13 protein-coding genes are annotated in these 13,873 nt (G+C 39.8%); 6 read left to right on the plus strand and 7 right to left on the minus strand.

Going from position 1 to position 13,873, the window contains the following annotated elements; translation table 11 throughout:
• Window positions 1–63 precede the first annotated feature (63 nt).
• The 5 genes from R3E32_18690 (at window position 64) to R3E32_18710 (ending at window position 5,755) form a co-directional block, all read left to right on the plus strand.
• Window positions 64–285 (plus strand): helix-turn-helix domain-containing protein, encoded by a 222-nt coding sequence (locus R3E32_18690; GenBank protein MEZ4886763.1) that lies wholly within the window; start codon window positions 64–66, stop codon window positions 283–285.
• An 80-nt stretch (window positions 286–365) separates the two neighbouring features.
• A complete protein-coding gene (locus tag R3E32_18695; protein ID MEZ4886764.1) occupies window positions 366–1,079 on the plus strand; it encodes a Uma2 family endonuclease in 714 nt (237 codons plus the stop codon).
• 214 nt (window positions 1,080–1,293) lie between these two features.
• Window positions 1,294–2,430, plus strand: a complete 1,137-nt coding sequence (locus R3E32_18700) for a cysteine desulfurase family protein (GenBank protein MEZ4886765.1) — start codon at window positions 1,294–1,296, stop codon at window positions 2,428–2,430.
• A 388-nt stretch (window positions 2,431–2,818) separates the two neighbouring features.
• Complete coding sequence (locus R3E32_18705; protein ID MEZ4886766.1) at window positions 2,819–4,426, plus strand: VWA domain-containing protein; 1,608 nt, start codon at window positions 2,819–2,821, stop codon at window positions 4,424–4,426.
• 327 nt (window positions 4,427–4,753) lie between these two features.
• A complete protein-coding gene (locus tag R3E32_18710) occupies window positions 4,754–5,755 on the plus strand; it encodes a T9SS type A sorting domain-containing protein (GenBank protein ID MEZ4886767.1) in 1,002 nt (333 codons plus the stop codon).
• A 157-nt stretch (window positions 5,756–5,912) separates the two neighbouring features.
• Here the strand turns inward: R3E32_18710 and R3E32_18715 are convergent, their stop codons facing one another.
• From R3E32_18715 to R3E32_18745, 7 genes are all read right to left on the minus strand, one after another.
• Entirely contained in the window at window positions 5,913–8,018 is a 2,106-nt protein-coding gene (locus tag R3E32_18715) for a hypothetical protein (GenBank protein MEZ4886768.1), read from the minus strand.
• 265 nt (window positions 8,019–8,283) lie between these two features.
• Window positions 8,284–9,642 carry a cell envelope integrity protein CreD gene (gene creD / locus R3E32_18720; protein MEZ4886769.1) on the minus strand — a complete coding sequence of 453 codons (1,359 nt, stop codon included), beginning with the start codon at window positions 9,640–9,642 and terminating at the stop codon, window positions 8,284–8,286.
• 184 nt (window positions 9,643–9,826) lie between these two features.
• Window positions 9,827–10,150, minus strand: coding sequence for a MazG nucleotide pyrophosphohydrolase domain-containing protein (locus R3E32_18725; GenBank protein ID MEZ4886770.1), 324 nt, complete (start codon window positions 10,148–10,150; stop codon window positions 9,827–9,829).
• Window positions 10,151–10,259: 109 nt separating this feature from the next.
• Window positions 10,260–11,336: an arsenosugar biosynthesis radical SAM protein ArsS gene (arsS, locus tag R3E32_18730; GenBank protein MEZ4886771.1), complete on the minus strand. Its 1,077-nt coding sequence runs from the start codon at window positions 11,334–11,336 to the stop codon at window positions 10,260–10,262.
• 98 nt (window positions 11,337–11,434) lie between these two features.
• Window positions 11,435–11,770: an arsenosugar biosynthesis-associated peroxidase-like protein gene (locus R3E32_18735; protein MEZ4886772.1), complete on the minus strand. Its 336-nt coding sequence runs from the start codon at window positions 11,768–11,770 to the stop codon at window positions 11,435–11,437.
• Between the two features lie 135 nt (window positions 11,771–11,905).
• Window positions 11,906–12,430 (minus strand): anti-sigma factor, encoded by a 525-nt coding sequence (locus R3E32_18740; GenBank protein MEZ4886773.1) that lies wholly within the window; start codon window positions 12,428–12,430, stop codon window positions 11,906–11,908.
• A 63-nt stretch (window positions 12,431–12,493) separates the two neighbouring features.
• Window positions 12,494–12,976 carry a rhodanese-like domain-containing protein gene (locus R3E32_18745; protein ID MEZ4886774.1) on the minus strand — a complete coding sequence of 161 codons (483 nt, stop codon included), beginning with the start codon at window positions 12,974–12,976 and terminating at the stop codon, window positions 12,494–12,496.
• Window positions 12,977–13,287: 311 nt separating this feature from the next.
• Here R3E32_18745 and R3E32_18750 point away from each other — a divergent pair, with 311 nt between their 5' ends.
• Window positions 13,288–13,842: a GldM family protein gene (locus tag R3E32_18750; GenBank protein MEZ4886775.1), complete on the plus strand. Its 555-nt coding sequence runs from the start codon at window positions 13,288–13,290 to the stop codon at window positions 13,840–13,842.
• The last annotated feature ends 31 nt before the right edge of the window (window positions 13,843–13,873 follow it).

The following is a 13,873-nucleotide window of genomic DNA, read 5'->3' on the forward strand; positions in this document are numbered from 1 at the left end:
AAGGAATGATTGGATTTTTGCTTATTTTTACTATTATTTCCATTAAGTTGAACGACTAAAAATATGAATTATAAAGACTTAGGTGAATTTGTTAAATCAGAACGCAAAAAACACGATTTCACCCAAGCAGATTTGGCAAAGTTGTCAGACGTAACAGATCGCACCATAAAAAACATCGAGGCTGGAATTAAAACACATATCAACACATTGAGAAAGGTAATGAAGGTCTTGGGATATAAAGTGGATATGACTACTCAAATTGTTTTTAGTATTAAAAAAGATTGATTTTCAATATTTTTAAAGGAAAATAATTTTTCCTTTAATGATTTTTGTTTTATTTTTGTACGAATAATATAAGCATCAATATGGAATCCGCAGAAACCAATAAACATACAGATACTTTAGAAACAACTCCTCCAAATAGGAGTCTTTTGAAGTTGGCTTCCTTTGAAGAACTTCTAAAAGGAAAGTTGTTTTTGGTGGTAAATGAGCAATTGTTATTTGAGAAAGAAGGGAAGTATGTTTTTACCCAAATCAATCTTGAAAACAACTATACGGCTGCAGATTACGCTGAACTTCCAGAAGGTGCTCCTTTTCAGTTAATACAAGGAAAATTGATTTTTATGGCTTCTCCTTACTACATCCACCAAAAAGTGTTGATGCGATTGGCAAATAAATTGGATACACACGTAGAAGAAAATGGGTTGGGAGAAGTGTTGCCTGCTCCAATGGATGTTCATTTTGATGCTAAAAATGTCTATCAGCCTGATATTTTATTTGTATCGGTAGCTCGCAAAGATATCATTGACAAGTTCATACAAGGTGCGCCTGATTTGGTAGTAGAAATTTTGTCTAAAAGCACTGCTCAGAAAGATGAAACGGATAAAATGAAAATCTATGGCAAATATGATGTCTTAGAATATTGGATGATTCACCCTACAGAGCAATGGGTAAAAGTGTATGAGAATCAATCAGGCGAAATGAAAGAGGTGGTCGAACTGCAACAAACGGGTAAATACCACTCTAAAACCATTGAAGGTTTTGTGTTGGATGTAGCGACTATTTTTAAAGGTTTGTAGAAATGAAATTTAGAATAGAAAACGTTGGAAACGCAAGAGATTTTGTTAGATTAGGGTTTACCATTCAAGCCATCAAACAAAGATTCACTTATTGGGTTTTGGGAGATGTCCAATTCATACGAGCAAGCCAATTTGACACTTTTATCTAAAATCTAAGCCTTATCTTTGGCTTTTGCACATTGAAGTGCATCCTCATATTAACTTCCATTATCCCATGATTTATTTCGACCACGCTGCCACTACCCCCTTAGCCCCCGAAGTTTTAGAAGAAATGTTGCCCTATATGCAAGACTTTTATGGCAATGCCTCCTCCATTCATGCAATGGGGCGCCGCAGCCGAACTGCCATTGAGCGCGCCAGAAAAATTATTGCAGGACACCTCAACGCCTCTATTGGAGAGATTTTCTTTACTTCTTGTGGCACCGAATCCAGCAACATGGCATTGACCGCAGCCATTCGAGATTGGGGTGTGAAGCACATCGTCAGTTCACCCATCGAACACCATTGCGTATTCCATACCATTGACGCACTCGAAAAATACGGAGAAGTCCAAAAACACGCTGTGCGCTTGTTGCCGAATGGACATGTGGATTTGACACATTTAGAAGAAATGCTCCAACTTCTTCAAAATGAATCTACTTTGGTTTCACTCATGCACGTAAACAATGAAATCGGCAATATTTTGGATCTGCAAACGGTGAGTAAATTGTGTGAACAATATGGTGCATATTTGCACTCCGATACCGTTCAAACTTGGGGTTTTGAGCGTATAGATGTGCAGGCAATGAAGGTGAATTTTCTGACAGGTTCGGCACATAAGTTTCACGGTCCCAAAGGAATTGGATTTATTTATGTCAATTCTGATTACCCAATTCAACCCTTCCTTTTGGGCGGTTCGCAAGAACGCAACATGAGAGCTGGTACCGAAAATGTGTATGGAATTGTCGGAATGGCAAAGGCATTTGATTTGGCTTACAAGCATTTAGAAGAAAATCAAGTACATATTTTAGGCTTAAAAAACAAAATGATGACTGCCCTTCGACAAGCGATTCCAGCTATTTCCTTCAATGGTGATGCAGAGGGCAGATCGAGCTACAAAATCCTCAACGTGGCATTTCCCAGTCTCGCCAATGCAGACCTTTTGCTGTTGAATTTGGATATTGCAGGGATTTGCGCATCAGGCGGAAGTGCTTGCAGTTCGGGGGTGGACAAAGGTTCACACGTTTTACAGGCATTGCAGGGAGCAGATTCTACGACGGTCAATGTGCGTTTTTCATTCTCCCGCTACAACACCGAAGAAGAAGTGGATAAAGTGGTGGACAAATTGAAGGAGATTTTGAAGGTTGCATAAATTAAATTTAATCTATGATTTTATTTGATAATCAAACATTAAAATAGAAAACTATGTGCCAAAAGTCACTTAAAAAGGTAGAAAAATGATTGCATGCAATTACAAAAAAAGTCAGTAGCTAAGTGACTAAAAAAAGCAATAAATAACTTTTTGAAGAAAAATCGTGCTTTTTTCAACAAAAACAAATCACACAGACACCATTTTTCAGCCTTTTGGCATCTTTTCGTAAAGACACCCAATTGACCAGAAAAATAGTTTTGTGAACTGTATTGAAGTTCTGAAAAGAACTCTTTTTTTGAAAAATACGAACTAAAAAATTAGTTAAAAATCATTATCCTAAACCTTGAAGCAATGCTTTCCGCTCTGTTTCTTCAAACCTTCAATCAGCATGAAAAACCTAAAAAATCATTTAAAAATCAGCAGATTGTTATTTGTTGTAGTTTTGTTGGTAAGTTGTAATGGTTCGACCTTACATCGAGAAGGTATGGTTATCCAATCTCATGATCAAATTGCTACAAGTACAAGCGAACATGAAATAACCCCCAACCTAGACGACAACGCTCAGAATCCCGACTTCAATACCGAAGAATACGATGTGATTGTCGAAAATCCATTTTTAGAAGCCACCAAAAATCCCTTGTCCACTTTTTCGATTGACGTAGATGCGGCTTCTTATAGCAACATGCGCCGATTCATCACCAACCACCAACTTCCTCCAGCAGGTTCGGTTCGCATTGAAGAATTTATCAACTATTTCACCTACGATTATCCACAACCCAAAGGCGAACATCCTTTTTCGATTACGACCGAAATAGACAAATGCCCCTGGAATGGCGATCATAAGGTGTTACACATTGGATTACAGGGCAAAAGAATGGACATTCAAGAATTGCCGCCCAACAACCTCGTTTTCCTTTTGGATGTATCGGGTTCGATGAATGACCCTGATAAATTGCCTTTGTTGAAAAAAGCTATTCGTTTGTTGGTCAATGAAATGCGTCCAAGTGACCGAGTCGCAATCGTGGTCTATGCAGGGGCAGCGGGTTTGGTATTGCCTTCGACTTCGTTTGATGAAAAGAGCAAAATTTTGGAGGCAGTAGAACGGCTTGAAGCAGGTGGCTCGACAGCAGGTGGCGAAGGTATTAAATTGGCGTATCAAGAGGCGCAGAAAAATTTTATTGAAAAGGGCAACAACCGCATCATTTTGGCGACCGACGGTGACTTCAATGTAGGACCTTCTTCAGATGCTGCTTTGGTCAAAATGATTGAAGAAAAACGCAAATCGGGTGTCTTCTTGACCGTTTTGGGCTTTGGCACAGGCAATTACAAAGATTCCAAAATGGAACAATTGGCAGACAAAGGCAACGGAAACTATGCCTATATTGACAACATTATGGAAGCCAAAAAAGTATTGGTCAACGAAATTGGTGCTACACTTTTTACCATCGCCAAAGATGTAAAACTGCAAATCGAGTTCAACCCTGCAAAGGTGAAATCCTACCGTTTGATTGGCTACGAAAACCGCATGTTGCGCTCCGAAGACTTCAATGACGACACCAAAGATGCGGGTGAATTGGGCGCAGGTCATTCGGTGACAGCCCTATACGAAATCGTTCCTGCTGACTCCAATGCCCCTGTTGCCTCAGTAGATGCACTCAAATACCAACAAACCGACATCAAACCTTCTGCTATGGAAACGGACGAATGGCTGACCGTCAAGTTCCGCTACAAGGCTCCTGATGCTACGCAAAGCCGCTTGATTGTGCAACCTGTCAAACAAAGTACAGTAGGCGTAGTTTCCAACAACTTACCTTTCTCGGCTGCCGTTGCAAGTTTTGGGATGATTTTGCGGAATTCGGAACACAAGGGGGAAAGCTCTTATGAATTGGTGAAACGATTGGCGAGTCGTGCGAAAGGAGAAGATAAATTGGGTTATCGGGCAGAGTTTTTGAAGCTGGTGGAACAGGCGGAGGCTTTGGATAATCGGGGAGAATAGTGCTTTTTTTTGAACATGAACTGCTAGATAGAAAGGAACTTTTGCCTATGGAAGGTGAGGGTTTCTTTTTATTTTGAGACTTCTGTATATACTTGGATTTTATTATTTGTCATTCCAATGGAATCTTGTTTCGTTTTTTCAATCGCTGGTTTGGACTGATTGCACCACAATTTAACAGAAAAAAATGGTAACAAAAAGAAGTGGCTCAGATATTTCTGAATCCAAACATTTGTTCAATATATGACATTCTCTCATTCATCCAAAATCAATTGCCCATCGTAAGTGTTTTATGGATGTATTTCTACAAAACAAAAATTTACGAAACAAATGAAACTTACTTATTCCCTTATCATCAGCTTGTTGTTCATCACCCTTGAAGTATTTGGTCAGTCAGCACCTCAAAAATATGTGTTAATGGAGCATTTCACCAATTCTCGTTGCAGCACCTGCGCTTCTCGAAACCCCGCTTTTTATGATGTGATTCACGCCCCCGAAAACGAGGGCAAGATTCACCACATTACCATTCACCCTCCCTACCCTTATGAGCAATGTGCTTTTTATCAACACAATACCAACGACAACTTAGTCCGCACCGAATTTTATGGCGTATTGGGAACACCTCGGGTTTTTGTTTGGGGAACTCAAAATTCGGAAGGCATCAAATTGTTGAGTCAAGAACGCTTGAATACGTTTTTGAACCAAACCGCACCGATTGCCATCCTTGTAGAGGAAAGTACAGACGGCAATTCACGTACTGCCAACATAGAAGTCAAAAGTTATGAAAACATTGCTGGCGATAATTTGAAGTTGTTTGCAGCCGTTGTAGAAAAAGTGGTGAACTACAATGCGCCCAATGGAGAAAAGGAACATTTTGATGTATTGCGAAAAACGCTGCCAACCTATGACGGTATAGCCTTCAATCCTGCTGCAATGGGTGAAAGCAAGAACTTCAGTTTCACCTATGACTTAAACGCAGAGTGGGATGCGTCACAAATATATGTGGTCGCTTTTGTGCAGAATGTAGCGACCAAAGAAGTATTGAACTCAGGAACACGCTTTGACGAGGTGGCAACAGGCATTGAAGAAAGTGTTTTGGACAAAAACATTCGTTTGTACCCCAATCCTACCAACGACTTCATTCACCTCCAATTAAATGACAATCAATTGAATATTCAAGAAGTTGCGCTTTACAACAACAGCGGTGCTTTGCTGCAATCCTTTGAAGGAAATCCTTCTAAAATAGATGTACGAAGCTACCCTTCAGGCATTTATTTTGTAAAATTGAAGTCAGGTGAAGAAATGATTTATAGAAAGGTGGTGGTGCAATAAAGAACGAAGGCTAAGTAATGTCAATATAACAACTTACCGATTTGAAGTAGAGACTTCCGAAATTTGCTTTTTAAGAAACCATTCAAGCAATAAATCATATCATTTTTGAAAAATAAATTTCGGAAGTCTATAGCATGAGGTCATTTTATTGGAGTTCCTATCCAATCCGATACACCCGACACTCCTCTGCCTCCAATCCATAACTCACCGTATAATGCTTTCCATTAAAAACCAGATTTTTATCCGTCTCCGCAACATCCAAAGTAGTTGAAAAAACCAGTTCTAATGACTGGTTCTCAACCCCTTCAATAGCAGGAATCGCAAACCGTTTGCAGCGATTTTGGAGGTCGGTATTGGCTACAAAAACAAATTGTGGATTTTCGGCTTGTGTCCACACAACCACCTTTTTCCAAGTCATGGCATCGGGATAAATCAACCATTGTGTCCTTTGTGCTGCAATAATAGGAAGAATGTCTTCTGCCAACAATCGGAGGTAGGTAAGCAGGTGAAACAACATAGTATTTTTTCCCCATTCAAAAACTCCATTTGTAGCTTTTTCGGGGTCTTTCACCTGAAACACAAAGTATTTGCTGTATTCTTCATTGTGTTCAGCATGACCCAAATGTGTATTGCGGGTCTCGAATCCCAAGCCCATATAACTCGGCATATCCGCCACAAAAAATGCCACAAACATCCGCAAAACGTTGCCCGCCACATAAAACTTGTCAAAACGAGGGTCGTCTTTATCGGCAGTCATCACCGTAAAATTGGGCGCAAAACTTCGGGTGTCTAAGAAGTCCAAATATTGCCGAAAACGCTGCAAAAAATCGGGCGTACCGACAACAGTCGACTGCAAATCGCCCAAAGTGCTATCGGCATCAGAGGCTTCGAGATGATCGGCTTCATCGCCATAACCCATAAAATCGGTATGCGCCAAAAACGTTTCGGCAAAATAGCCAAAGTAAGCAATATCTTGTTTTTGAATGTGTTGTTTGACATACTTCAATAAATCATAGTAGTCATCTATTGCAGCAAGCACACCTTCGGGACGCATTTGTACGTGCGACATATCTCCTCGCATAAAGTCAAAATTGAAGGCAGCTTGCATTTCCCCATATTTCTTACCGACATATTCCCAAATTTCGGTTCGGGGCTTCGAAAAATCTATCGCCCAATCTCGATTATCGTCCAATCGTTCATAGAGTTTGTAGCGGGTCAAAGGGCCAAAAACGCGAGACATTTCTTGTTTTCGTTCTTCAATGATTTTGAAGTCTCGCCACACAATCCCCATTTCATCCACTATTTCACTGTTCGTATCTACTTCCACACCCCGATACGGCGGAGCCATTGTTGCAGGAAGCGGCTCATACCCTTCTGCAATTAAGTGTTTCATCAAAGCAATCCGACGATTCAATCGCAATGCTGCATCCTCCGCTTTGCCAAACAAAATTTCACTTCTTTGCTGTTCTTCAATGGCATTGGAGAAAAATATTCCTCGCTCCAATGGAAAATCCATTTCCTCATCTTCTGCCGTTCCTTCAATTTTCAAAAACTCCAATATGCGTTCTTGCACTGCAATGTGTAGGTTTTCGGTGTGATTGGTGATTTGATAATCGTTTCTTTGTACCCATTCAAAATAGTGCGGATTCGCCAACACAATTTCCGAAAAACGATCAGTATGTGGAATGACATCCATCCCAACCGTTTTGCCCATCAAATGCAGAATATTGACCATTGCCCGCAACTGCTTTTCGACCGTATTCAGATGGTCAAAAGCCACTACCCACTCCAAACTGAAAAACTCTCGATTGATGTTCCAACTACTCATCCCGTACAAACTCCCAACAACGCCTGGCTCCCAAATCGGCAATAGGTGAATCGAATCTTGGAATTTGGGTAAGGTGAGAGCGTATTTCACCACATTCCAAAAACTGCCAACTGTCCGCACATTAATTCCCACCATGTTGCTACGTTTCAGCCATGCGCCATTGGTTTGTTGTCTTACAGGACTTTTCAATACCTCTGGTAAATCTGCAATCGGAAAACTGGGGTCGGTGTATTGGGGTGAAAGTGCCAAGTCAATGGCTTCTCCAAATTTGCTGCGTAGAATCGCCATCGTGTCAACGACACTGAAAGACACCGCTTTTTCGGGCAACAGATTGGGAACAAACGAGTTTTTCCCACTGCTGTACAGTTGCTTCAATGGGCTTTGTTGCCATTGCCAATTGTCTTGGTATTCTTGGTAGGTTTTGGGGATGTGCATTTTAGATACTTAGTTGATACTATCGTTTTATCCCCTTTTGGGCAGTAGTTTGCTAAAATAAAATCTCTATTCTTAGCCCACGAATTAATTTGTGGGCTAAGAATGGGTTTGATAAGCAGTTGATTGTAACTTTATAAAATAGTGTTTTATCAACCAAGAGGGGATAAATGAATTCTTTTATTAGATTCAAATGTAATCATATATCAGTTCTCTACAAAATAGTTATTACAATTTGTACAAAAGCATCTTACGAGAATCCATATAATCACTTCTGCCGTTTCCCAATCGTGTACCAATCAATATTCCTCGACAAATACATCACTACTGCCAAAATTACAAACAAACCAACACTTCCCATCAACAAAGCATAGTCCTGCAATTGAAGGAGTGAATACAAAAAGCCATACAAACCGACCAAAGTGCCAAACATGACTATCGTTAAGAAGTTATTTTTCAACACACTTTTGGAGTAAATCGTAATCAACAAAATAACGCCTGTACTGGCAATCATATATGCCTTATTAAAGCCAATTTGCTCCGAAAAAGAAAGCAGCAGAAGGTAAAAAACACAGATGGACAATCCTACCAAAAGGTATTGAAGTGGATGTATGCGGGTAGAATTAAGGATTTCAACGAAAAAGAATAGTAAGAATGTCAAGCAAATAAACATAATGGCGTATTTGACCGAGCGTTCATTTTTTTGGTATTCATCGAGTGGTCTCAACAAGGATAGACCAAATTGTGATTGTGCAATATCATGGCTATTGCCAAGCCATTGCTGTGGATAGTTTCGATTGAGGTGCAGCACTTTCCAGTTGGCAGTGAAGCCGTCCTTGGTAATGTTTCTTTCGTCTGGCAAAAATGCGCCATTGAAGCTGGGACTGCCCCAATTGGATTGCATGGCAAGGGTTGTTTCTTTTCCCAATGGCATGAAACTGAGTGATTCGCTGCCATTAATGTTGATGTTGAGCGAAAAAATATGTGGTATATTGACTTCTACCGTATCCTGCAATGGTATGCCCACGCTTACGCCTGAACCAAAAACTTCATTGACGGGAATTCCTGGGTCAAACATGTATTGGCCGCTATCCCACTTCAATTCGATGCTCTCTTGTATGCCCCGCATGTCGGGAATCCCTATCGAAACAAAAGCTTCACTCCATAGCGCATTTTGAGGATCAATACCCAATACGTCAAAGTTGGGGCTGCTGAAATTGCCATTTAGTTGCAACTGAGCATTGTATAGAATGGCCTCGTAAATACCTCGATAGCGTATTTCGGGTGAAATATTGCTTTTGATAACCAGTTCATTGGGTAAAAAATGAGCGTATTTGGTGATAGAAACCGTTTTGGTGGTTTTCTTTTCGGTGTCTTCAATGATGGTGTAGTGTTTGTAGGGAACGGTGAGTACTGGTCCTGCAATGGTTTGGGAGTTTCCCCATGTATTACTGATTTCTCGCACAGTGTCATTTCGGCGGTATTCTCGTTCCCTGATTAGGCTGTCAATCATCATTGTTGGAATCAGCAAAATCAAGATTAAGAATCCAATAGATAGCAGTTTGAGGGTTAGCGATTGACGTACCCAACTGCCGATTCTTTCTAAATTTGAAGGATTTTCAGACATGATTTTTTGTGTTGGAGTTTTAATGTGTTCGTGTGTTTAGAGATACACGAATAGGAAGGGAAACGTTCACTATATTGAAGAAAATTCACGCTTTTTTTAAACAATGGGTTAGAAAATTGTTTATGCCGAAAAGATTAGATTTGAGCTTACTAATTTACCATCCCACCAATTACCAGTCACCAAACTACTTCCAAACCCTTGTCTGATTCACTGCATCTTTGTTTCGAAATGCTTGTTCTATGTCGACATTGAAGAAATTGGCGAGGTCTAATAGGTAGGCAAAAACGTCTGCAAATTCTTCCTCCAATTCGGTTTGTTTGTGTTGTCGTTCTGACTCTGTGTATAGGCGGGTATGGTTGCGGATCGCTTTGGCGAGTTCACCCACTTCTTCCGAAAAGAGTAAAAACAATTCTAAGTGGTTATTTTTGTTCCAGCCTCTTTCTTCACAAATATCTTTGATGTAGTTTTGAAGGTCGGGAAGTGTGGGGTTGGTTTTGAGGATAGACATAACTGTTAATAATTGAAGGTGAATCACAAAAATAAAAAAAGCTGAGATTCATTTTGTTTAAAAACGAGTTTCAGCTTTTTTTGAATTTGTAGTTTGGACTTAAATTTCCCTACGCCGTTGTTCCACCACAACTTGACCCCGCTCCAGCCGTACATCCATAACAATGCTGATTTACGATGATGTTGCGTTGGTTTAAAATATCCACATCAAAATCGTCAATGTGTTGAGGAGAACTACCTTCCACTTTGAGTTCCAGCATCTGATTGAAGTCACAATCATAGAGATAACCATCCCAACCCACAGAAATCGTATTGCGGCACATCACCCCCATTGCAGCAGTAGGATTGAAGGCTTCCACCAGTTCTGTCATATACGATTCATAGTTTTCACTTTCCAATAAATAATCCAAGAATCGGCTGACAGGAAGATTGGTAATCGCAAATAAATTGTTGAAAACAATGTCATAACGCCGCTTCAATTGGCGTTTAAATTCTGCTTCAAGGCTGCCTTGATCGCCTGGCAAAAATGCGCCAGAGGGATTGTAAACCAAATGTAAATTCAAGCCTGTTCCTTCCTTTCCATAACCCACTTCATTGAGCATTTGCAGTGCTTTTATAGAAGCCTCAAAAACACCGTCTCCACGTTGGTTATCCGTTCTGCTTTGGCTAAAATAAGGCAATGAAGACACGACTTCTACTTTATGTTCGGCAAAAAACTGTGGTAAATCGTGGTATTTGGGATTGGCGAGTATGATGGTCAAATTGCATCTATCTATCACCTTCTTACCCAACTTACTACACTCTTCCACAAACCACCGAAAATGTGGATTCATTTCGGGTGCGCCGCCTGTGATGTCCACTGTTGGAATGTCGGTGCTCGCCAAAATTTCGAGACATCGCTCAAAAGTTTGACGGGTCATGATTTCCTTGCGATCAGGTCCTGCATCCACATGGCAATGCTTACACACCTGATTGCACATTTTCCCAGCATTAATTTGAAAAGTATCAATGCCTGTTGGCTTCAAAGGAAGCAGTCCGATATCCTTCAATTTGCGCCCAAAAGGAGTAAATTTTGCATCAATAATATCTTTGCCATTCAGTACATTCAACTGAATCATGGTATCCGAAAGTCGGTGACCTTTACCTTGCAAGGAACGCTTAGATTCCTTTTTATCTGCTGATATCATGCTACTGTTTTAATTGTTTGCTATATTGTTGGATGGTTATATTGTTGAAACACTACCGAATCAGTACAGCAATGCGACCATATAGCCATTCAAACATCCTACATAAGTACTTCCTTTGCCTTGTTCATCATCTGAACACCATGTACCAAGGAAGCGCCTCCACGAATTGCTACTGCCACATGAACCGCTTCCATCATCTGTTCTTCATCTGCTCCATTTTTGAGGCAGCTACCAGTATAAGCGTCAATGCAATAAGGGCATTGAACTGTGTGCGCTACTGCCAAAGCTATCAAGGCTTTTTCACGCACCGTCAGCGCACCTTCTTCAAAAACAGTTCCGTAGTAGTCAAAGAATTTTTTACCCATTTCTTCTTGCCATTCCGTCACTTTTCCAAATTTCTTCAGATCCGCAGGATTGTAATAAGTATCAGACATAAAATGTATTATTTTTAGAATGAACGATAAATGTAATACCTTTGTATAATTACAACTGTCTTTTTAAGGACGAACCAACAAAGAATAATAAGCCCTGTATAGCGTCCAAACATACGATAAAAAACTTGTTTTGGATTATAAATGAGTGTTGGAAACGATAATTTTGGTTGGTTGTTTATCTCCTCGAATTTTCTCCACGCTTACCACAAAACCATCTGCTTCAATGGCATTTTTCATTCGGAAAAAATTGGCTACATCAGTTTGATAGTTGAAAACACCCAAATCTATATACTGTTCTTTTTGCAGCAGCCACACTTGATATTGTTTGTCAGGAGGAGGGATAGGTAAGCCATCTGCATCTATATAAACCGTATGTTCATTTGGATTCCAATAAATTATGGCTTTTGCAGTATCGGCAGGTGAAATGCTTTGAAGCAATATTTTTTTGGTATTTTCTTGCCGCAATACTTCAAAATTTTCCTTGGCTACCTCATAGTTTCGTTGCAATACCTTATACTGCTGTGCAAAAACATCTTCCTCTTCTTTTAAGGCTGCAATGCGTTCATCCGTACCCCCCAATTCCATCACAAAAAAAGCATTTGCAATCAAACTAATGCTCAGCATCACCAAAGTCACTACTCGCAATACATTTGAATTCATAGATGTTTTATTTTAATTTCTTCAAACAAATCGTTCACTTTCAGTTGCATCCCGTCTATTGCATTAATAGATTTTCTCCACCTTCTTGTTCAGCCAAATGCCCCAAGACTTAGAAAAACCGTGTACTTTTTTGGTAGGCGTTGCAGTAGAATCCAATACCTCCTGTTCTCGATTGGCCCATTCAAAAATACCTCCATAAAGGTTGTACACATTCGTAAAGCCCATTTTCTGCAATTGTTCACCAATCCGTTCACTTCGATAGCCCACTGAACAATACACCACAATCGTTGTATCTTTAGGAAAGTCTGCTACTTTGGTCGAATCAAACGCTTCGTAACCCACCCAAATCGAGTTTTTGAGGTGACTTACCTTGTATTCTGCCTCTTCTCGGCTGTCCAACAAAACAATACTGTCAGCAGGTAGTTCATGAGAAAGTTGTTCCACATTTACCAATGGAACCGTATTTTTATACAAGGTTTTCAAAAGCAACCCATAAGCAGGATTGTTCACATTTTTTGAAGAATTGCAGGCTGTGAAGGTAAACATCAATAGTATCAAGAGTTTGGAGAATTTCAATGGTTTGTATTTTTTTAAAAATACAAAGATACGGAATCAGTACCAGCTACTTTGCTCCAAAAATCAATCATTCACCTTACTTAACATTTTTTTGGGAACTTTCTACAACTGTACTACCTTTATAAAGAAAGTAAGAGTCGCTTAATTTGAAGCAGAAAACAAAAAGGTGAAAAGTATAGTGTGATTTAGTTCATTTTAATTTTCATTTCCATTTTTTTTTGCTTTTGTAAGTAACCTTTATGGTTTATTACTCGACAAAATAATCAAACAAATAAAACAAGATGGCACGAAGTGCGAAACTTAAAAAAGGCAATATCATATTTTTTATTCTATTGATTTTTGGATTGTTGTACTACTTCAATCGAGAACAAATCAACCGTGATTTGAAGGATTTGGGAGTATTGCCCTCATCCGAAAACATAGATGATAACGAAAGACCTACCAACGAATTTCCTATTATTGAAGATGAACCGAAAACAGAAGAGGTCACAACTGAAGAAGAAACAACTACCAGAGAACCTGCTTTTCAGATTTTGACCAAAGGCGGTATGGGAAACTTGTATGTCGGTGAAAATCCCATTCGCATACAGGCTACGGGTATTGACCTCGCCAATGTAACTCCTATTGCAGAAGGTTCGTGGATTGACATCGAAACCATTGACAAAGAAAGAGGTCTGTACAATGTAAAACCACAGAGACAAGGCACTGCAAAAATCAACTTGTTTGCCAAAATCAACGGCAAATATGGCGTCGTCAGCGAACACTCCTTCAAGGTGCTTCCCATACCAGAACCCAATGTGAATGCTCCTATCAAAAATAGACTTGTACGGATTTGATTATGATAGAGTTATGTGAAAAGTGATTTGT

It is taken from the genome of Chitinophagales bacterium (assembly GCA_041392475.1).
In the GTDB taxonomy this organism is placed as follows: domain Bacteria; phylum Bacteroidota; class Bacteroidia; order Chitinophagales; family UBA2359; genus JAUHXA01.